The following is a 20,306-nucleotide window of genomic DNA, read 5'->3' on the forward strand; positions in this document are numbered from 1 at the left end:
CCGTCTAAACAGTCGAACGTAAACGACGATTGTTAAACGCTAAAGTTAGAAAGGCCATCATTATGATGGCCTTTTTATTTTTGTCAGGTTTTCCAACCTTGTGGAATGCTTTGGTGAATGCAGTCTAAAAGTACGGATAAGCGCAGTGGTGGTCGTCCTGCTGGTGTATAGCAGTTAATGGAAATAGGCTCAGAAAGCCAACCTTCTAAGCAAGGTGTGATTCGCCCTGGGTGATGTTTCTCATAGCCGAATGCTGTCCAAGTCGGCAGCAGTCCAATACCATGACCATTCGCGATACTGTCTATTTGCATTGCTATGTTGTCGCTGTATAACCGACTAACAAAGGGTTCTAAAAAGAACTCACCGTGTTGAGGGTGTGCTAGCATCAATCCATTTTCTTGCACTGAACCAAAATCGATCCATGGATGTGCTTCAAGTTCTTTGGGGTGCGGTATAGGCCCATGTTGTTTTAGATAATTTGGAGAGGCAAAAGGCGTATAGCGAAATACCCCCAGCACTTCTTTTCGCCAGTCTAGCTCTTTACGTTCACCGAGCCAGATGAACAAATCTGGGTCATGATGCGCCTCAGAAAAGTCACTGGTAAGTTGAACTCTAACATCGGGATTATCAGCAAGAAAACGATTGAGTACGCCGCCGAGCCAGCTTCTAACTAAGGCAGTATGACAAACAATATGCAGTGGCCCTGAAACTTGGTTCGTTAAACCTTGCAGTGCATCATAACTCTCTTCGCTTAACTCAAGAATCTGGCGGCTGTAGTGGGCAAAGATTTCTCCAGCTCTTGTCAGAACTAATCGATTACCTTGTCTGGCGGTTAGAGCCTGACCGAAGTCTTCTTCTAATTGTGCCAAGCGACGACTTAGCGTTGATTTTGGCTGATTAAGGGCTTTAGCAGCGGCTGTCAAACTTTTATGCTGATTGAGCGCATCAAAGGCTCTAATTGATGCTAAGTCGTGCATATTTCTTTTACTCCTTACTGCGTTATGTACGAGTTCCATAAATGGAAAGAACCGTTCCATAACTCTCACTATGCATCTCATTCTATTTGTGAATAATTCACTTTCGAAAATAATAATCATTATCAATTATGGAGATGTAGATGTCTACTCTTAGACTGCCAGTTATTACCGCAACTGGTATTTTAGCCTTCGTCAGTGTCCCTCATGTTTTTGCCAATGATGCAGTTTCTAAAATGGAAACAGTGGTTGTAACTGCATCAAGCTACGAGCAATCTCAAGCGGACGCGCCTGCAAGTATTAGTGTTATTTCACGTGAGGAGTTGGACTCCCGTTATTACCGCGATGTGACTGATGCACTAAAAAGTGTGCCAGGTGTTGTCGTGACAGGTGGTGGTGATACCACCGACATTAGTATCCGTGGTATGGGTTCTAAATACACTTTGATACTGGTCGATGGTAAACGTCAAAGCACGCGTGAAACTCGTCCAAATAGTGACGGTCCTGGTATCGAACAAGGTTGGTTACCTCCTCTTCAAGCGATTGAGCGAATCGAAGTTATTCGTGGCCCAATGTCGACGCTTTACGGTTCTGATGCGATTGGTGGTGTGATTAACGTCATCACACGAAAAGATGCGCTAGAGTGGACAGGTAATGTTCAACTGGGCACGGTACTACAAGAGAATAGCCGCTCAGGGGGAGAGCAGAGCGCGAACTTTTTCGTTAATGGTCCGTTGGCTGAAAATTTATCTCTCCAAGTATATGGTCAGTACACAACCAGAGAAGAAGATGACATCGAATACGGTTATGAAGATAAAGATATGCAGAGTATCTCTTCAAAACTGACTTACCAGATTAATGAGCGCCATTCGGTGCAATTAGAAGGTGGCACGTCGGCACAAAGTCGTCGTGGCAATGTGGGCCTTTCAGTGCCGACCACAGGGTGTCGTGGTGGGTGTGAAGATTCACTGAATGAATATCGCCGTAATTACGTAACGGTAAGCCACAACGGTGATTGGGATTCGGTCGGAATTTCAGATACTTACTTACAGCGAGAAGAGAGCGAGAACAAATCTCGTGAGATGACGATCACCAACACCACGTTCAAATCGAGCTTGGTGACTGGTATTGGAAACCATACGTTGACGACGGGTGTGGACGCTACTCATGCAGAGCTTGAGGATTTCACCTCCAACAAAGCGTCATCGAAGACTGAAACATCGAATACGCAGTGGGCTGTTTTCATTGAAGATGAATGGAGAATTGCTGATCCGTTTAGCGTTACGCTTGGCGGCCGTCTAGATCATGACGAAAACTATGGCGCGCATTTTAGTCCGCGTGTTTACGGTGTATGGCGAGTTGATCCGTCTTGGACGGTGAAAGGCGGTGTGGCAACAGGTTTCCGTTCTCCACAATTACGTGAAATTACTCCTGGCTGGGCGCAAGTCAGTGGTGGCGGTAATATCTACGGTAACCCAGATCTTGACCCTGAAACGTCGCTAAACAAAGAAATCAGCGTCTTGTATCAAGGTGATTCTGGCTTAGATGTCTCTTTGACAGCGTTCCATAACGAATTCAAAGACAAGATCACACGTGTTGTTTGTCCAGACACTATCTGTACTGATGGTCCAAACCAATGGGGCGCAGATCCAACGTACCGTATTAACGTGGATGAAGCCGTCACACAAGGTATTGAAGCGACCTTAGCATCGCCGTTAACGGAAACCATTTACCTTAGCTCGAGCTACACATTTACCGACTCAGAGCAAAAAACAGGTGAATACAAAGGCATGCCGCTGCAGCAGTTACCAAAGCATCTGTTTAATGTGGATGTGACTTGGCAAACGACAACAGATCTAGAGAGCTGGGCGAAAGTCACGTACCGAGGTAAAGAAATGGATCCGGTTACTGGCCCATCAAGAAACAGTATTGTAGAACCAGCTTATACCTTTGTGGACGCCGGTGTGACATACCAGTTAACCGACAATACTCGTATTAAAGGCGCTATCTATAACTTGCTGGACGAGGAAATCAGTTACGAAGAATATGGATATATTGAAGATGGTCGTCGCTACTGGTTAGGTTTAGACGTCGCATTTTAATTATCTATCGTTGTAATAAGGTCGAGCATAGTCTCGACCTTTTTTAATCCTGCTTTACTGTGATTCAACAGGTGCGTTTGTCAGCCTGATCAGGTAGTATCTGTGACACGAAATTTTTGGTAGGGCGAAGGATAAATGCTAAAGGTTGCGATCAATGGATTTGGACGTATAGGTCGTAATGTTCTGCGAGCGGTGTATGAAAGCGGAAAACACCAGCAGATCAAGGTTGTGGCGGTTAACGAACTAGCACAGCCAGAGGCGATGGCACACCTACTGCAATATGACACCAGTCATGGTCGCTTTGGTAAAAAAATTTCCCATGACCAAGAACATTTGCATGTTCATCATGACAGCGGTGAATATGATTCCATTCGCATTCTCCATCTCTCCGAAATCGAATTACTTCCTTGGCGTGATTTAGAAGTTGATATCGTCTTGGATTGCACTGGCGTATTTGGTTCGCAAGCGGATGGGCAAGCGCATATAGAAGCTGGCGCGAAGAAAGTACTGTTTTCGCACCCGGGCGCAAACGACCTAGATAATACGATTATCTATGGCGTGAACCACGAAACTCTGAAAGACGAGCACCGTGTTGTCTCCAATGGCTCTTGCACCACCAACTGTATCGTTCCCATCATTAAAGTATTAGACGAAGCCTTCGGCATAGAGTCTGGCACCATTACCACAATTCATTCGTCCATGAACGATCAACAAGTAATTGATGCGTATCATAACGACTTACGCCGTACCCGCGCTGCAAGCCAATCTATTATTCCGGTGGACACTAAGTTGCATAAGGGGATTGAAAGAATCTTCCCGAAATTTTCCAACAAATTCGAAGCGATTTCTGTTCGTGTTCCAACGGTTAACGTCACTGCAATGGATTTAAGTGTCACAATTAGTACAAATGTGAAAGTTAATGACGTAAATCAAACCATTGTTAACGCATCTCAGTGTACATTACGTAACATTGTTGACTATACTGAATCGCCACTCGTTTCCATCGACTTTAACCACGACCCCCATAGTGCGATTGTGGATGGAAGCCAGACTAGAGTGAGTAACGGGCAACTCGTAAAAATGCTCGTTTGGTGCGACAACGAATGGGGCTTTGCTAACCGGATGCTGGATACTGCCTTAGCAATGCAAGCTTCTTCGCAAGTGGAACAGTAATGACGAAGAAGTGATGGAGAATTTTTATTTCAAGCCTTGAAATAAATCCATAATATCTCCATATCTATAACCAGTTTGAAGAATTAACAGGCTTGGCAGGGTTGCCGAGTTTTCAAAAACTTTAATTATTAAATATTTGAGAGGACACATCATGTCTGTAATCAAGATGACTGACCTGGATCTTGCAGGTAAACGTGTATTTATCCGTGCTGACCTAAACGTGCCAGTAAAAGACGGTAAAGTAACTTCGGATGCACGTATCATCGCATCTCTTCCAACTATTAAGCACTGCCTAGAAGCAGGCGCTAAAGTAATGGTTACGTCTCACCTAGGTCGCCCAACTGAAGGTGAATACGCTGAAGAGTTCTCTCTACAACCAGTTGTTAACTACCTAAACGACGCACTAGATTGCGAAGTGAAGCTAGCAAAAGACTACCTAGATGGCCTAGAGCTAAATGCGGGTGAACTTGTTGTTCTTGAAAACGTTCGCTTCAACAAAGGCGAAAAGAAAAACGACGAAGAGCTATCTAAGAAATATGCAGCACTATGTGACGTATTCGTAATGGACGCATTCGGTACGGCTCACCGTGCTCAAGCATCTACTCACGGCGTTGGCATGCACGCAGACGTAGCATGTGCTGGTCCTCTACTAGCAAACGAACTAGAAGCGCTAGGCAAAGCAATGGACAAGCCAGCTCGTCCAATGGTTGCTATCGTAGGTGGTTCAAAAGTTTCTACTAAGCTAACTGTTCTTGAGTCTCTATCTAAAATCGCTGACCAACTCGTTGTTGGTGGTGGTATTGCTAACACATTCATCGCAGCTGCTGGCCACAACGTTGGTAAGTCTCTATACGAAGCAGACCTAGTTGAAACAGCTAAGAAGCTAATGGACGAGTGTGCAATTCCAGTAGCAACTGACGTTGCATGTGCGAAAGCATTTGACGAGAACGCAGAAGCTGAAATCAAGCACGTTTCTGAAGTACAAGACGACGACATGATCTTCGACCTTGGTCCAGATTCAACTGCTGAACTAGCTGAAATCCTTAAAAACGCTAAGACTATCCTATGGAATGGTCCAGTAGGCGTATTCGAATTCAAGAACTTCGAAGCAGGTACTAAAGGCATCTCTGAAGCTATCGCAGCTTCTGAAGGCTTCTCTGTTGCTGGTGGTGGTGACACGCTAGCGGCTATCGACAAGTTCGGTATCAAAGCGGATGTATCTTACATCTCTACTGGCGGCGGCGCTTTCCTTGAATTCGTAGAAGGTAAAGTTCTTCCAGCAGTAGAAATGCTAGAAGCACGCGCTAAGTAATTAAAGCAAAGCGGGGGAGTGATTCTCCCGCTTTCTTGTTTGCTGCAACGAGTGAGGAACTCTGCTAGAATAGCCTCAGTTGTGAGCAAACGTTTGCAAGATTTTCAACTTAACAAGTTTTGTTTAAAAACGACAGATAAATAGGATTACATCCATGTCTAAGATCTTCGACTTCGTAAAACCAGGTGTTATCTCTGGCGATGACGTTCAGAAAGTATTTGAAGTTGCAAAAGAAAACAGCTTTGCACTTCCAGCAGTAAACTGTGTGGGTACTGACTCTGTAAACGCAGTACTTGAAGCAGCTGCAAAAGTTAAAGCTCCAGTTATCGTTCAGTTCTCTAACGGTGGCGCTGCTTTCTTTGCTGGTAAAGGTCTAAAACTTGAAGGTCAAGAAGCTCAAATCCTAGGTGCTGTTGCTGGTGCGAAATACGTTCACGCTGTAGCTGAAGCTTACGGTGTTCCAGTAATCCTACACACTGACCACGCAGCTAAGAAACTACTTCCTTGGATCGACGGTCTACTAGACGCTGGTGAAGAGTACTTCGCGCAAACTGGTAAGCCACTATTCTCTTCTCACATGATCGACCTTTCTGAAGAGTCTCTAGAAGAGAACATCGAAATTTCTGCTAAGTACCTAGAGCGCATGGCTAAAATGAACATGACTCTAGAAATCGAATTAGGTTGTACTGGTGGTGAAGAAGACGGCGTTGACAACTCTGATATGGATGCGTCTGAGCTATACACTTCTCCAGAAGACGTTGCATACGCATACGAGAAACTAAGCGCAATCAGCCACCGTTTCACTATCGCAGCATCTTTCGGTAACGTACACGGCGTATACAAGCCAGGTAACGTTGTACTAACTCCAACTATCCTACGTGATTCTCAAGCGCACGTTTCTGAGAAATTCGGTCTTCCAGCGAACTCTCTAAACTTCGTATTCCACGGCGGTTCAGGTTCTTCTCTAGAAGAAATCCGTGAATCTATCGGCTACGGTGTAATCAAAATGAACATCGATACTGATACACAGTGGGCTACTTGGGATGGTATCCGTAAGTTCGAAGCTGAAAACCACGATTACCTACAAGGTCAGATCGGTAACCCAACTGGTGAAGATGCACCAAACAAGAAGTACTACGATCCACGCGTATGGCTGCGTGCAGGCCAAGCTTCAATGGTTACTCGTCTAGAGCAAGCATTTGCTGACCTTAACGCAGTTGACGTACTATAATCGTTACTGATTAAGTTACTTAAAAACCCGCTCTTTGAGCGGGTTTTTTTATGTCTATCATTTTCTTCCAGGCTGCTTTCTCCCGATATTTTTATGCGTTAGATTGTATTTGCTAGTGAGATATCTCACCTTTAACGTTTTTTTAAAGAAAACATGGGAATATCAGTCTTAAGAGTGGCGAAATCAGAGTGCATTGCGTAACCTGTAACAAGTCAGTGTCAGAAAGCTCTGATAAAGTCTTGTTTTGCATATCTTTGCGAAACTCTGACTTTGAAAAAAGTCAGAGTTGGGATATTGTGCCAAAAATCTGACACTGTTCAGTGGAGCAATAGGGATGTTGTTTTAGAAAAGAGCCTTTAAAAAACAAGGTTCATAAATTAACGGCAATTGGATTTATATCTCTTTATTTTTGAGGATAAGAATTATGGCAGGTGAATCGGTGGGTATCGATACCACTTTAACGGATGGTCTAACTCAGGCTGAAACTTGGCTGACAAACAATTCAGATCTACTGGTTCAGTACGGTGTGAACATTATCTCTGCGCTGCTTATTCTGTTTATCGGTAATCTTATCGTTAAGGCAGTCGCTGGTAGTGTTTCTAAAGTACTAGAAAAGAAAAACATGGATAAGGCCGTCGTTGAATTTATTCACGGTCTTGTTCGTTACTTGCTATTTGTAATCGTGCTAATCGCGGCTCTTGGTCGATTAGGAGTTCAAACCGCTTCTGTTGTTGCTGTGATTGGTGCGGCAGGTCTTGCTGTTGGTCTTGCACTACAAGGTTCACTATCAAACTTTGCAGCAGGCGTACTTATTGTTGCGTTCCGCCCATTCAAATCAGGCGACTACGTAGAAATCGGTGGTGTAGCGGGTAGTGTTGAAGCAATTCAAATCTTCCAAACCGTTCTAAAAACACCAGACAACAAAATGGTTGTTGTGCCTAACTCTTCAGTTATCGGCGGTGCCATTACTAACTACTCTCGCCATGCGACACGACGTGTCGACCTAGTGATTGGTGTTTCATACAAAGCAGACCTTAAACTAACGAAGAAAGTGATTCGTGAGACGCTAGAGAAAGATCCACGTATCTTGAAAGACCCAGATATCACAATTGGTGTACTTACGTTAGCAGACTCTTCAGTTAACTTTGTGGTTCGTCCATGGGTGAAAACTGCAGATTACTGGGGCGTATACTTTGATGCAATGCAAGGTATTAAAGAAGCATTGGATGAAAATGGTATCGAGATTCCATTCCCACAAATGGATGTTCACCTGAACAAAGTCGACGCTTAATCAAAAGCAGTCGATATTCAAAAGCGAGGCCAATAGGCCTCGCTTTTTTATACTTCGTAAAGGGTGTGATGACCAGCAAGTAAGAGGCGTTTTAGATGTTTACCTGCAAATCCAAATGTGAACTCAGGTAAGCCAGGCGTATAGAGCAACTCTTGATGTTGATAGAGATTGGTATCAACAATGATAGTGATGTATTCCGGTAAGCCTATTGGGCAAACCGCGCCGGGTACGCAACCTAACACTTCGACCATTTCATCGTCATTACAAATAGAGGGACGTTTACCTGTAATCGCTTTAATCTGCTTGGCATCGAGGCGCGAGTCCTTATCTGTCAGATAAACCGCGTAACCTTGTCCTTTGAGTGTTAAAAAGAGGCTTTTGGTATGCGTACCCGTCCAACCAAGCTCTCTCGCAATGCGTATATCTGTCTCAAAGTCTAAGATGGCTTCGTGCTGCCATTCCCGAAAAGGAATAGAGAGCGCGTTGAATCGCTCTCTATTGTTGTTATAAATACGTTTTAGTGACTCCATGTCTTTGCTGCCTTACTACCTGGTGATTACCAATACTTATCAATAAGCTCACTCGCTAAGATATACGCTATTGTGAACATTATCATTGCGATTGCAATGTCGATGGTTTTTTTCACTTTTGGTTTAGAGAGTGTTGGACCTAGTTTGGCTGCTCCTATCGATAAAGTGTAGAACCAAACAAAGGAAGCCAGAATCGTACCTAGTGCAAAAGCAATGCGATCATGGCCTTCAAATTGTCCACCGATCGAACCTAGAATAACGACTGTATCTAAATATAAGTGCGGATTAAGCACAGTGACAGCTAGCGCACCTAGAATAACCGTTCGACGACCTCGAGCTACAATCTCCCCTTTTGATTCCGATTCACTCTCTGGCTTAAAAGCACTTTTTAGCGAGAGCAGTCCATAGAAGCTCAAGAAAGCAATACCACCAAGTGTCACCGACGTCAGTAAGATTTCATTTTGAGACAGAATTGCACCACCACCAAAGATACCTAGAGAGATGAAAATCATATCTAGCACGCTACAAATAGTGGCGGTTGTTAGGTGGTGATTACGCTTTATGCCTTGATTCAAAACATACGCATTTTGCGCGCCGATCGGAATGATCATTGATGCTCCTAAACCAAAACCTTGCAATAGAACCCACAAGCTCACACTTCACCTCACTTCAAAATAACAAATACATTTACAGAAAAGGGAAAGATAAAGCGTTTATCTAAATAAGTATAATTAATGATTTTAATCTTACATTAGATAGACTAATTTAACGGGAGGCGTTTGATCAGGAGTGAGAGGAAAGGTATGCGAGGGTTAGATTACAAATGGATTGAGGCATTAGACGCTATAGTTTATCAGGGTAGCTTTGAGCGTGCTGCCGAGCATTTATTTGTTTCTCAATCCGCCATTTCTCAACGTATCAAGCAGTTAGAGAAGTTTCTCGCGCAGCCTGTTTTAATTCGAAGCCAGCCACCTAAGCCAACGCCAATTGGTAAAAAATTGTTGGGTCTTTATCGGCGAGTACGCTTGCTAGAGCATGAAATTCTCCCCGAACTAAAAAATGATACCAGTACGCGACCTGTGCAACTCTCTTTAGCGACTAATGCAGATAGCCTTGCAACATGGCTACTGCCAGCGCTGCAAAATGTTATGAAGCAGCGTCAAGTTGAACTAAAACTGACTATCTATGGTGAATACCGCTCTATTGAAAAACTCAAAAGTGGCGAAGTGACAGGAGCGATCAGCTTGGAGTCCCAGCCAATCCCCGGATGCAGAGCAGACTATTTAGGTCGCATCGATTATGTTTGTGTCGCGAGCCCAGAGTTCTATCAGCATTATTTTTCTAAAGGCGTAAATAATCAGACATTGGCAAAAGCACCGGCCGTTTCATATGACCAATATGATGATCTACATAAAACATTTCTTACCGAGCACTTTAACGTCAATCCTGACAGCGTTATTCATCACAACATCAGTAGTTCTGAAGCGTTTCTAAAAGTGGCGTTAGCTGGTGTAGCTTATTGCTTGATCCCCCGCTTGCAAATTACCGACGAATTAGACAGAGGTGTGTTGGTTGATGTGACTCCAGGTTTTTTAATGTCCCATCGGATTTATTGGCACCACTGGCAGTTAGAAACTGGGGTACTACAAGAAATCTCACATGCGATAGTGGGGTATGCGCAGCAGCATCTACCTCAATAAGTTCGTCAGAGCTGCATATCGTTAACTTAAGTGTGTTTTGTTTAAAAATTACGCCAATGTTACATAGTCAAAGTTGTGTTAGAAGTCACTATGGGTGCTTGGATAATCGGCGGAAGTTTCTATTATGAAACCACACGCTTTCTCAGCCATGATAGTGATGTTGGAATCTGAGATTAAGTACTTAATTTTGTATGGATGGATTTATTGAATGAAATTGTATTCATTTTTGCTGGCTTCAGCACTCAGCCTTACCAGTGCTTCAGTTTTGGCGAATACGCCAGAGTTTGCTCATGTTACGACAACGGGGTATGGCGAAGTGACGGCCACACCTGATATGGCTACGTTTTCTGTAAAAGTAGTCGATACGACAATGACGGCCGAACAAGCGAAATTGTCCGTAGATAAAACCGTTGAAGAGTTTCTAAAAAGCTTATCGGATGCCGGCTTGTCAAAAGACAATATTACTAGCTCGAATTTATACCTTGCTCCTCAGTACCATTACCCTAAATCAGGAAAAGCAGAACTTGTTGGGTATCGAGCATCTCGCAGTATTGATGTCACGGTGACGGATCTGAAAAACCTTAACCAATACCTAGATATGGCGTTAGAAGCGGGAATTAATCAGGTTGATAATATTCAACTTAAGGTAAGCAACCAAGCCGAGTATCAGCAAAAGGCACGAATGGCTGCGATTAAGGACGCAAGAGAAAAAGCAGGGTCATTAGCGACTGGTTTTGAGAAAAAGTTGGGCGATGTATGGCAGATCAATTACAGACAGATGCACGTTCAGCCTGTGTTAATGCGTTCAATGGCGATGGATAGTAAAGAAGGAGCGAATAGCTACCAAGATTCAACCATGATCATTCGCGATCAAGTCGATGTCATTTATAAGCTAAAGTAAGGCTTAGCAAACAGTAAAAAGCAAAAGGCAGGGAGTTACAACCCCTGCCTTTGTCATTTCTATTTCACAGTTTAATGCAGGATACGAGCACGGATTGTGCCTTCAATGTTTTTGAGCTTTGTTAGAGCTTCTTCTGCTCGTTCAGTTTCAACGTCGATCACTACGTAGCCTATTTCAGCGGCTGTTTGTAGGTACTGCGCGGCAATGTTAATGCCTTCTTCAGCAAAGATGGTGTTGATCTGAGTTAGAATACCAGGACGGTTCTTATGGATATGAAGCAGACGAGAGCACTCACCACTGTGTTCTGGCAATGACACTTCAGGGAAGTTTACGCTTGAAAGTGTCGAGCCGTTATCAGAGTACTTAGCCAGTTTGCCCGCCACTTCTAAGCCGATATTCTCTTGTGCTTCTTGCGTTGAACCACCAACGTGTGGAGTGAGAATGACGTTATCGAATTTTTGTAAAGGAGACTCGAACGGGTCAGCATTTGTTTTTGGTTCAGTTGGGAATACATCAATTGCAGCGCCGGCAAGGTGACCAGCTTCTAAGCTATGGCAAAGTGCAGGAATATCCACAACGGTGCCACGTGCCGCGTTGATAAAGATGGAACCTGGTTTCATTCGAGCAAATTCAGCTTCACCCATCATGTTTTTCGTTTCCGGTGTTTCGGGAACGTGCAAAGAAATCACATCACATTTGTTCAATAGTTCACTCATGGTATGTACTTGCGTCGCATTACCAAGGGACAGTTTGTTCTCAATATCGTAGTAGTAAACGCGCATACCTAAGTTTTCGGCAATAATACCAAGCTGCGTACCAATGTGACCGTATCCGATAATGCCAAGGCACTTACCACGAGCTTCGTAAGAGTTGTCTGCACTTTTCTTCCAAATACCGCGATGTGCAAGAGCATTCTTTTCAGGAATACCACGCACTAGTAAAAGGATTTGCCCAAGTACAAGCTCTGCCACGCTTCGAGTGTTAGAGAATGGTGCATTAAAGACAGGAATACCGCGTTTTGCTGCTGCGTCTAGGTTTACTTGGTTAGTGCCAATACAAAAACAGCCAATTGCAACCAGCTTGTTCGCCGCATTGATTACCTCTTCGGATAGGTTCGTACGGGAGCGGATACCAATGAAGTGCACGTCTTTTACCGCTTCAATTAGTTCTTCTTCCGGAAGGGAACCTTTATGGTATTCAATGTTGGTATAACCAGCTGCTTGAAGAACTTCAACTGAAGAAGGGTGGAGTCCCTCTAACAAGAGGATCTTAATCTTTTCTTTTTCCAGTGAAACTTTGGCCATTTTTTCTCGTCCTTAAAATGGAAAGGTGGGCTAATGTGGCGCACATTGGACAAAACTATTAAAAAGGGGATAATTAACAGTTTTGTAGGAAGACAAACGTTTCCCTGTGCGTCTTCTGTTCAATAAAGTAACAAAAAAAAATTGCTTTGGGTAAGAAAATTACGGAATAAGAGATAATTTTCTTATAGAAAGGAATAAAAAACGGTGCCTTGCAGCACCGTATGTAATGAAATAACAGAAAAGTGAACCAGATAGGTTCATTTTGGGCTGTTATTTATTCTTCAATTTTTGCACCTTCTGGTGTGCCAGTGATCACTACGTCTGCACCACGATGAGCGAAAAGACCCACAGTCACCACACCAGCGATGCCGTTTATTTTGTCTTCCATTTCTTTCGGGTTGGTAATTTGCATATTGTGCACATCCAGAATCACGTTGCCGTTGTCAGTCACAACGCCTTCACGGTAAGCTGGATCACCACCTAGTTTTACCAATTCACGAGCCACGTAAGAGCGTGCCATTGGGATTACTTCAACAGGCAATGGGAACTGGCCAAGTACGTCAACTGCTTTAGTGCCGTCAACGATACATACGAACTTATCAGAGATTGCTGCGACAATTTTCTCACGAGTCAGAGCCGCGCCGCCGCCTTTGATCATTTCACGTGCTGGGTTGATCTCATCTGCGCCATCAACATACACATCCAGCTTCATTACATCGTTACACTCGTATACTTCAATACCAAGCTCTTTAAGGCGCTCAGTTGAAGCGACAGAGCTAGACACTGCACCTTTAATATCATCTTTGATAGTGCCTAGTGCATCGATGAAGTGATTCACGGTAGAGCCAGTACCAACACCGACAATGCTGCCTTTCTCAACATATTTTAGTGCTGCCCAACCAGCCGCTTTTTTCATTTCATCTTGAGTCATGCCAATCTCCTGAATAGATGTTCGTTAACGTTTGCGGGCGTGATTATAGCGGCTTACTTGTCACTTTCCCATTGCCATATTTGGCTTGGGGTCACGATCTTAGGTAATGGAATATCCCAGCTTTCAATTGGTAAGCGTTCTACATGTTGGCAGTCATGAGCGATACCGACAGGTTTAGCACCCTCTCCAGTTATAAACCAACGTGACAGAGTACGATCGTAGTACCCTCCGCCCATGCCTAAGCGGTGTCCGATACTGTCGAACCCAACTAAAGGCGTGCAGATTAAATCAAGCTGGCGAACGGGTTTGAGGTGTCTGATATCGAGCTTGGGCTCTAAGATGCCGTACTTGTTGTAGACGAGCTGTTCATCACTTATATACTGAAGAAACAGTAACTGACCTTTAGAAAAGGGATGGATGACGGGCAGATAAACCGATTTTCCCTGTTGCCATAACCATTCAATGAGCGGTTTAGTATCAAGCTCACCGTCTGCAGAAAGGTAGATGGCAATATGTTGCGCCTGATCGATTTCAGGAAGTTGGGAAAATTGAGTAATAAGGTCGATTCCCGCTTGGTATTGCGTATCACTGCACAGAGCGTTGCGCTTTTCACGAATCAGTTTGCGGAAGTCTTGTCGAGAGAGGTCTGACATAGAGAGAATACCCCAGGGTGCCGTTGAGGATTGTGGCCCTTGAACCAGCTGGTTCAAGGCGGATCAGCAATGACAACCGTAGGCTTCTCGGTGCATGCCGAGCTTGCTCAATAGTTACCAAATACTAACCCTTAGGTATTGCTTATCGGCTCAGGGACTTAAATCCTGCTGACGCACACCCCAGGGTAAATTTTGTATTTACTGCTGTCCTTGCGTAACTTTGCTTAGTGCGTTCTCTAAAGACGCGGTGAGCTTTTCCATTCGCTCAGTAATTTCTTGCTGTTGACCATTGGATTCGTATGACTTGGTGTGCAACTCATAGCAAATATTCAATGCAGCAAAGGTCAGCAGTTGGATTTCATTGGTTACCTTAGTACGTTCGCTCATTTCTTTCAATCGGCGATCCAGATCTTTTGCCGCTGCAACAAGAGACTCTTCTTGTCCTGTCGGACAATTCACTCGTGTAAGTTTGCCTAATATTTCAACGTCGATCGCTTGATTGCTCATGATGAATAAACTCTATATTCGCGCTATCTAAGGTGTTGCTTCATACAACTACCGAGGAGCAAACTATAGGAAAACCGCTATTAAGATTCAAGCATTTCCCATCACAGAAAGAGAAATGATGACGAGATCACACAGGAATTGGGCAAATTGAACAAATGCTGTCCAAAATTGAATTTGATAGCCGTTTCAGACCACTAACCTTGATGGTAGGATATACCAATACATTATTACGCAAGAATGAGCCAAGTTATGAGTGAAATCACCCTTCCTGAATACCAATCTATTGCTGCTGAACTGCAATCTGCAAGCCTAGCAGTAACACCGGCGGAGTTACATGGCTTATTTGTCGGCATGTTAAGTGGTGGATTGGCGATCAATGATCAAACTTGGCAGCCTATTCTGTTTGACTACACCAATGATGGTATGGGTTGGCCTTCTACCGCACTAGCTTTTGCTCAAAGCGTATTCACTGTTACTGTCAATGAACTAACTGGCACGTCGATGGAGCTGTCTTTATTATTGCCAGATGAGCCAGGCGAAGAAGGCTTATTCGCATTAGCCGACAGTGTGTCCGACTTTGTAAACCACTTTATTTCTGGGCTAGGTCTAGCAGGCGTTGCGCTTAATAAAGCATCTGATGACGCTAAAGAAGCACTGGCTGACCTAGAAGAGATTGCCAAATTAGGCATCGATGAAGATGACGATCTTGGTGAACAAGCGCAATTGCTAGAGCAAGTGATTGAGCACATCAAAGCTTGCGTACTAACGATCCATGCTGAATTTGGTGTTCGTCCTGAAAGCAGCGACAAAAAACCTACTATTCACTAATCGTAGACCGTCCAGAGGTTAGTATGAAGCAATATGATGTAGTCATTGCTGGTGGTGCCATGGCTGGTGCAACGTTAGCATTGGCGATTGACCATTTGTCTCAGGGAAAGCTCCGCATTGCCGTCGTTGAGCCTTTTAAAGCACAATCAGATATGCACCCTGGTTTTGACTCTCGCTCAATCGCATTGTCTTACGGTACTGTCAATCTGTTGCGTCAACTACAGCTCTGGACGTCAGTAGAACCGTTTGTCACACCCATTGAACATATCCACGTTTCTGACCGTTCTCATGCTGGGATGACGGAGATTACCAAGCAAGAGGTTGGGGTTGAAGCTCTAGGGTATGTTGTAGAATTAGCCGATGTTGGGCGTGTATATCAAGAATTATTAGACAGCAGCGAGTCAATTACGCTGTTTTGTCCTGACTCCGTTACCGATATCGAGCGCGAGCAAAACTGTACCCATGTGACGTTGAAAAGTGGTGAGCAACTTGAAGCAAAACTGCTGGTGGCTGCAGATGGTGCTGTTTCGACCTGTTGTCAGAAAATTGGTCTAGAACTTTCTGAGCAAGATTTTGAACAAGTGGCTGTCATTGCCAATATTGTGACTCAAGAACCTCATCAAGGTAGAGCCTTTGAACGTTTTACTGAGAATGGCCCTGTTGCTTTATTGCCAATGAGTGACAATCGAATGTCCTTAGTTTGGTGTTTGCACCCTGAAGAAGCCCAAGCCGTTCTTGAGTTATCTGATCAAGCATTTCTCCAGCGTTTACAGAACGATTTTGGTTGGCGTTTAGGCGCGATGAAAAAAGTGGGGCGCCGTGCAAGTTACCCATTGCTTCTTCGCCATCGAAAGCAAAATATTTCACATCGCTTTGCGATTGTTGGAAATGCGGCGCAAACGCTGCACCCGATAGCTGGACAAGGCTTTAATCTCGGTATTCGCGATGTAGTCTCACTAGCAGAAGAAATTGTGCAGCAAAGTGAGGATGTGGGTCTTTATCAAGGCCTGATGCGCTTTAGTCAACGTAGAGAAGCAGATCGAAGCGAAACTATTTGGCTAACCAGTGCCTTAGTGCATGTTTTTTCAAATGATTTACCCGCGATGCGAATTGGCCGAAATACTGCCTTAGCAGCGATGGATAACCTTTCTATTTTTAAGCAGCCGCTACTACGCCATACACTTGGCTTGGTAAAACGATGAACGGCCGCACTGAATTAGGTAATAAAAAGCAATGATGCAAAGTGTAGATATCGCCATCATCGGCGGAGGGATGGTTGGGTTGGCACTTGCTGCCGCGTTCAAAGACAGTGATCTGCGTGTCGCCATTATTGAAGGTAAAGTGCCAGATGATTCGTTGAAAGAATTACCCGATGTTCGTGTGTCTGCGTTGAGCCGCTCTAGTGAGACGATTTTGCGTAAACTTGGTGCTTGGCAGGGCATAGAACAGCGCCGAGTTTCGCCTTACCATGGCATGGAAGTATGGGAACAAGATAGCTTTGCCAGCATTGAATTTAATGCACAAAGTATGGCACAACCTGATTTAGGGCATATTGTTGAGAATCGTGTGATTCAACTTGCACTGCTTGAACAAGTCCAAAAGCTCGATAACGTCACTATGTTTATGCCTGCACGTTGCGCGACTCTCGCGGTCGGTGAGCAAGAAAGCTGGCTGACGCTCGATAATGGCCAAGCCATGACCGCTAAATTAGTGGTCGGAGCCGATGGGGCGAATTCGTGGCTTCGCCATCAAATGGATATTCCATTAACGCATTGGGACTATGGTCATCATGCTTTGGTCGCGAATGTCAAAACTGCCATGCCACACAACAGCATTGCGCGCCAGATATTTACTCCTCACGGACCGTTGGCATTTTTGCCAATGTCGCAACCAGATATGTGCTCTATTGTTTGGTCCACGGAGCCAAATCGAGCAGAGCAGTTAGTGGCAATGAGTGAACATGATTTCAATAAAGCGTTGACGAGTGAGTTTGATGCTCGACTTGGTCTATGTGAAGTAGTGGGAGAGCGTGCTGCGTTTCCTTTGAAAATGCGCTATGCGCGAGATTTTGTTGTCGAGCGAGTCGCGCTGGTTGGTGATGCAGCTCATACCATTCATCCATTAGCGGGGCAGGGTGTGAATTTAGGTTTATTAGATGCGGCCAGTCTTGCTCAAGAGGTGTTAGCACTTTGGAAGCAGGGACAAGATATCGGTAGTAAACGCAACCTAAGAAGCTACGAGCGTTGGCGAAAAGCGGAAGCGGCAAAGATGATCGCTACTATGCAAGGGTTTCGAGATTTGTTCTCTGGCGAGAACCCAGCTAAGAAGCTCGTTCGTGGCATTGGCTTAAGTTTAGCGGGGCAACTGCCGGGAGCGAAAGATGAGATCATGAAGCGCGCGCTTGGTTTAAAGGGACACTTGCCGGATCTGGCGCGTCAGTAAGTGCAAAGCGAACTTCAAATACACAAAAGGCTGGTTAATCCAGCCTTTGTTTTATCAACATTTTGCTAAGCATATGCGCATCGGAGTTTCATTATTTCTTGATTGATCTCTTTGACCGCTCGGAAATGGCGTTGCTCTGCTTTCTCCGGCAGTATTAACTTACCGTTATCAAACTCGAATCTACCGACCCCGTAAATATAAATTCTTCCTTTAAAAAGACGACTTATATGTTTAGCAATCATACTTGGTGTATAGCGCTTAAACAGTCTCATATTTACTTTCCTTTTATCTAACCTAGCCTAGGTATTCTACGTTCTGGACGCGAAAATTATTGTGACAGCAATAGTATTAAATACAGATGTAGGGTGTTGCGTCAGAGAATTGTGTTGTCTTAGACAATTTGACAGTGTCATCTCTTAAATAGCGTGAGGATTACCCCAAAAATAACCTCTCTAAAGGAATCCTTACGCCAATACACTCCTTTTTACGTGACGCATTAAGCAATAGTTTTGTTACAGAATTAAGAATAGAACGAAAACGGTTGTTTGCTAGTTGTTTCTATTAAGGTCGTGCCTCGCGCAACACACTTTACGTTCTAACGATTAGAGGAAATGAAAGAGAAAAAGTTCCACGTAAAAAAAAGCCCGCTTCAGCGGGCGAATAGTCACAGATGCATTACACAAAAGTGGATAACTAACTGCATGAATGCTGTCACTCAGCTAGCTGACTCACTTTATATCGGTTAAGTGCTTGTTTGAAACTTAACCAACAAATTCAGCATATACGAGTTTTATCTTTGTGACTATTTATGTTTCATATGTGATTAAAAATTCTCATGTCTATTTTTGTAGATATGAGCGAGATCACGCAGTGATAGAAACACTACATGTCATTACATTGTTTTTAGACGATTAACGACAGATCTCAGCTACGGTCGGCTGGCACAATTGGATAAGATCTTGAATAGAAAGCGCCAGCCCAGCCATTCGATCGCCACTGCTGATCGTGACTTCCTGTTCTTCTAGTAAGCTAGGGTCGAACACGATTGGCATATGACGTTTGAGTAACAGAGGAGTGACAGTACCAATTTTGTAACCAGTGATGGACTCAACGTCGGCTTGATCAACACAAGTCATCCGGCGACATTTCAGTAACGAGCGCACTTTTTTGGGATCAACGCTACGATCACCTGGCGCACAGGCGAGTGCATATTGATTACCCATGTCTCGTAGCAAGATTGCTTTCACCATTTGAGAAGGGCGAATGCCGCGTTGGTGCGCGGCATCCTCAATGGTGGTTGCTGGTCTTTGATGCGGTAACAGACGAAACGGAATGTGTTGGTCTGTGAGAAATTGCATCAAAGGAGTATTGATTGTATTACTCATCATCAAGACTGTAAGGCAGTGATTCGATTGTCCATTCACACTCTGGTTGCGCAACCAAACGAAGACGAGTGTCCTCATCGAGATTATTAGGCAGCACGATCAGGCCAATCGCGTGATTGTCACTGAACTGGTAGTGATTTAATAAAGCACCTACTGAACGCCAGTTTTCACCTACGCTGCGTTCGAGCTCAATTGGTTCGTCACTGAATGGAGCAGAAGTTGCACCTTTTACGATATACATCGCACGTTTATTGGTACCGCGATACTTCGCTCGTGCTACCGTTTCTTGTCCCGTGTAGCAGCCCTTTGTGAAGCTTATGCCTCCTAAAGCTTGCACGTTGAGTGCTTGTGGAATGTGAGCATTCTGCGCGGATGCAGAGACAAATGGTAAACCTGCCTCAATATCGAAACGATTCCAAAGCTCATTTGTCGTAAAGACAGCGTCGGTAGTTTCAACGATTTGCTGTGCTTCTGGCGCACTTAATATCAGTAACCAGCGATCTTGTGCAACTTGCACTGCTGTGCCACCGTCAACTGGGCGAACGCTGCCAGTTGTCTTGCTCATTGTTGAAATGAATTCATCGGCTTTGACGCCAGCGACACCTAAGATAACGTCATCAGAAGCTTCAATCGTTACTTTAGAGAAAATGGCGTATTTCTTTATTTCACTAAGTTCTACGTCAATCGCCGATTTTGGTTGGATCATGCCGTAGCCATCATGATGATGGAAAAGGCGGAACACGCTCCACACTTTGCCTTTCGCATCACAATGTGCGCCCAGTGTTGATTGGTCTTGTTCTAAAGAAACAACATCGCAGGTAACCTGACCTTGTAAGTATGATTTTTTATCGTCACCGATCATGGTGATCATGCCGAAGTTATCCAGCAGTGAGATAGATAACTCTGGAAGTGCGTCTTGAGTTGAGAGAGGTAATGCTGAAAAACGAGTTTGCCATTCCATAATTACAATGCCTTTTGAAGATATTTTTCCGCTATGTTATACCCAAATAACCTTGAGATACTAGGGGAGCGATTTACGAAT

20 protein-coding genes and 1 other RNA gene are annotated in these 20,306 nt (G+C 44.2%); 10 read left to right on the forward strand and 11 right to left on the reverse strand.

The annotated features are described in order from the left end of the window. Positions 1–83 precede the first annotated feature (83 nt). Positions 84–977 (reverse strand): LysR family transcriptional regulator, encoded by an 894-nt coding sequence (locus R7R24_RS12945; RefSeq protein WP_085570063.1) that lies wholly within the window; start codon positions 975–977, stop codon positions 84–86. A 140-nt stretch (positions 978–1,117) separates the two neighbouring features. On the opposite strand from R7R24_RS12945, the gene R7R24_RS12950 reads away from it, so the two are divergent. From R7R24_RS12950 to mscS, 5 genes are all read left to right on the forward strand, one after another. Beyond that, positions 1,118–3,076: a ligand-gated channel protein gene (locus R7R24_RS12950; protein ID WP_065274858.1), complete on the forward strand. Its 1,959-nt coding sequence runs from the start codon at positions 1,118–1,120 to the stop codon at positions 3,074–3,076. Between the two features lie 135 nt (positions 3,077–3,211). Further along, positions 3,212–4,249: an erythrose-4-phosphate dehydrogenase gene (gene epd / locus R7R24_RS12955; protein WP_005384545.1), complete on the forward strand. Its 1,038-nt coding sequence runs from the start codon at positions 3,212–3,214 to the stop codon at positions 4,247–4,249. 151 nt (positions 4,250–4,400) lie between these two features. Then, a complete protein-coding gene (locus R7R24_RS12960; protein ID WP_005384547.1) occupies positions 4,401–5,561 on the forward strand; it encodes a phosphoglycerate kinase in 1,161 nt (386 codons plus the stop codon). A 154-nt stretch (positions 5,562–5,715) separates the two neighbouring features. Further along, complete coding sequence (gene fbaA / locus R7R24_RS12965) at positions 5,716–6,792, forward strand: class II fructose-bisphosphate aldolase (protein WP_005380996.1); 1,077 nt, start codon at positions 5,716–5,718, stop codon at positions 6,790–6,792. A 424-nt stretch (positions 6,793–7,216) separates the two neighbouring features. Then, positions 7,217–8,083: a small-conductance mechanosensitive channel MscS gene (mscS, locus tag R7R24_RS12970; protein WP_005380995.1), complete on the forward strand. Its 867-nt coding sequence runs from the start codon at positions 7,217–7,219 to the stop codon at positions 8,081–8,083. A gap of 47 nt (positions 8,084–8,130) precedes the next feature. Here the strand turns inward: mscS and R7R24_RS12975 are convergent, their stop codons facing one another. Both R7R24_RS12975 and R7R24_RS12980 read right to left on the reverse strand, forming a co-directional pair. After that, positions 8,131–8,613 carry a YbaK/EbsC family protein gene (locus tag R7R24_RS12975; RefSeq protein WP_017633558.1) on the reverse strand — a complete coding sequence of 161 codons (483 nt, stop codon included), beginning with the start codon at positions 8,611–8,613 and terminating at the stop codon, positions 8,131–8,133. A gap of 26 nt (positions 8,614–8,639) precedes the next feature. Next, on the reverse strand, positions 8,640–9,269 hold the full coding sequence (locus R7R24_RS12980) for a LysE/ArgO family amino acid transporter (RefSeq protein ID WP_054579064.1): 630 nt from the start codon (positions 9,267–9,269) through the stop codon (positions 8,640–8,642). Between the two features lie 147 nt (positions 9,270–9,416). Here R7R24_RS12980 and R7R24_RS12985 point away from each other — a divergent pair, with 147 nt between their 5' ends. Together R7R24_RS12985 and R7R24_RS12990 are read left to right on the forward strand one after the other, a co-directional pair. Beyond that, complete coding sequence (locus R7R24_RS12985; RefSeq protein ID WP_054579065.1) at positions 9,417–10,313, forward strand: LysR family transcriptional regulator ArgP; 897 nt, start codon at positions 9,417–9,419, stop codon at positions 10,311–10,313. 208 nt (positions 10,314–10,521) lie between these two features. Continuing rightward, positions 10,522–11,214, forward strand: coding sequence for an oxidative stress defense protein (locus R7R24_RS12990; RefSeq protein ID WP_005384550.1), 693 nt, complete (start codon positions 10,522–10,524; stop codon positions 11,212–11,214). Positions 11,215–11,285: 71 nt separating this feature from the next. Here the strand turns inward: R7R24_RS12990 and serA are convergent, their stop codons facing one another. The 5 genes from serA to R7R24_RS13015 form a co-directional block, all read right to left on the reverse strand. After that, positions 11,286–12,518 (reverse strand): phosphoglycerate dehydrogenase, encoded by a 1,233-nt coding sequence (serA, locus tag R7R24_RS12995; protein WP_017821632.1) that lies wholly within the window; start codon positions 12,516–12,518, stop codon positions 11,286–11,288. A 274-nt stretch (positions 12,519–12,792) separates the two neighbouring features. After that, positions 12,793–13,449 (reverse strand): ribose-5-phosphate isomerase RpiA, encoded by a 657-nt coding sequence (gene rpiA / locus R7R24_RS13000; RefSeq protein WP_005380982.1) that lies wholly within the window; start codon positions 13,447–13,449, stop codon positions 12,793–12,795. A gap of 53 nt (positions 13,450–13,502) precedes the next feature. Further along, positions 13,503–14,102: a 5-formyltetrahydrofolate cyclo-ligase gene (locus R7R24_RS13005; protein ID WP_005384552.1), complete on the reverse strand. Its 600-nt coding sequence runs from the start codon at positions 14,100–14,102 to the stop codon at positions 13,503–13,505. A gap of 5 nt (positions 14,103–14,107) precedes the next feature. Beyond that, positions 14,108–14,292: non-coding RNA, 6S RNA (gene ssrS, locus R7R24_RS13010), on the reverse strand. A gap of 8 nt (positions 14,293–14,300) precedes the next feature. After that, the gene (locus R7R24_RS13015; protein WP_005384553.1) at positions 14,301–14,609 is read right to left on the reverse strand and encodes a cell division protein ZapA; all 309 of its coding nucleotides are present in this window, start codon (positions 14,607–14,609) and stop codon (positions 14,301–14,303) included. 249 nt (positions 14,610–14,858) lie between these two features. Between R7R24_RS13015 and R7R24_RS13020 the strand changes: the two genes are divergently transcribed. Genes R7R24_RS13020 through R7R24_RS13030 form a run of 3 tightly spaced genes read left to right on the forward strand, consistent with a single transcriptional unit; the run spans position 14,859 to position 17,879 of the window. Beyond that, positions 14,859–15,437: a YecA family protein gene (locus R7R24_RS13020; RefSeq protein ID WP_033907447.1), complete on the forward strand. Its 579-nt coding sequence runs from the start codon at positions 14,859–14,861 to the stop codon at positions 15,435–15,437. A 23-nt stretch (positions 15,438–15,460) separates the two neighbouring features. Beyond that, positions 15,461–16,639: a 2-octaprenyl-6-methoxyphenyl hydroxylase gene (gene ubiH / locus R7R24_RS13025; RefSeq protein ID WP_005380974.1), complete on the forward strand. Its 1,179-nt coding sequence runs from the start codon at positions 15,461–15,463 to the stop codon at positions 16,637–16,639. A 31-nt stretch (positions 16,640–16,670) separates the two neighbouring features. Continuing rightward, positions 16,671–17,879, forward strand: coding sequence for an FAD-dependent 2-octaprenylphenol hydroxylase (locus tag R7R24_RS13030; RefSeq protein ID WP_047103183.1), 1,209 nt, complete (start codon positions 16,671–16,673; stop codon positions 17,877–17,879). A 65-nt stretch (positions 17,880–17,944) separates the two neighbouring features. Here the strand turns inward: R7R24_RS13030 and R7R24_RS13035 are convergent, their stop codons facing one another. From R7R24_RS13035 to ygfZ, 3 genes are all read right to left on the reverse strand, one after another. Then, a complete protein-coding gene (locus R7R24_RS13035; RefSeq protein WP_005380970.1) occupies positions 17,945–18,151 on the reverse strand; it encodes a DUF1107 domain-containing protein in 207 nt (68 codons plus the stop codon). Between the two features lie 639 nt (positions 18,152–18,790). Beyond that, complete coding sequence (locus tag R7R24_RS13040; protein WP_005384562.1) at positions 18,791–19,264, reverse strand: aminoacyl-tRNA deacylase; 474 nt, start codon at positions 19,262–19,264, stop codon at positions 18,791–18,793. Then, on the reverse strand, positions 19,257–20,225 hold the full coding sequence (ygfZ, locus tag R7R24_RS13045; RefSeq protein WP_025768842.1) for a tRNA-modifying protein YgfZ: 969 nt from the start codon (positions 20,223–20,225) through the stop codon (positions 19,257–19,259). The genes R7R24_RS13040 and ygfZ overlap by 8 nt, the downstream gene beginning before the upstream one ends. Between the last annotated feature and the right edge of the window lie 81 nt (positions 20,226–20,306).

The organism is Vibrio sp. 704 (genome assembly GCF_033339295.1).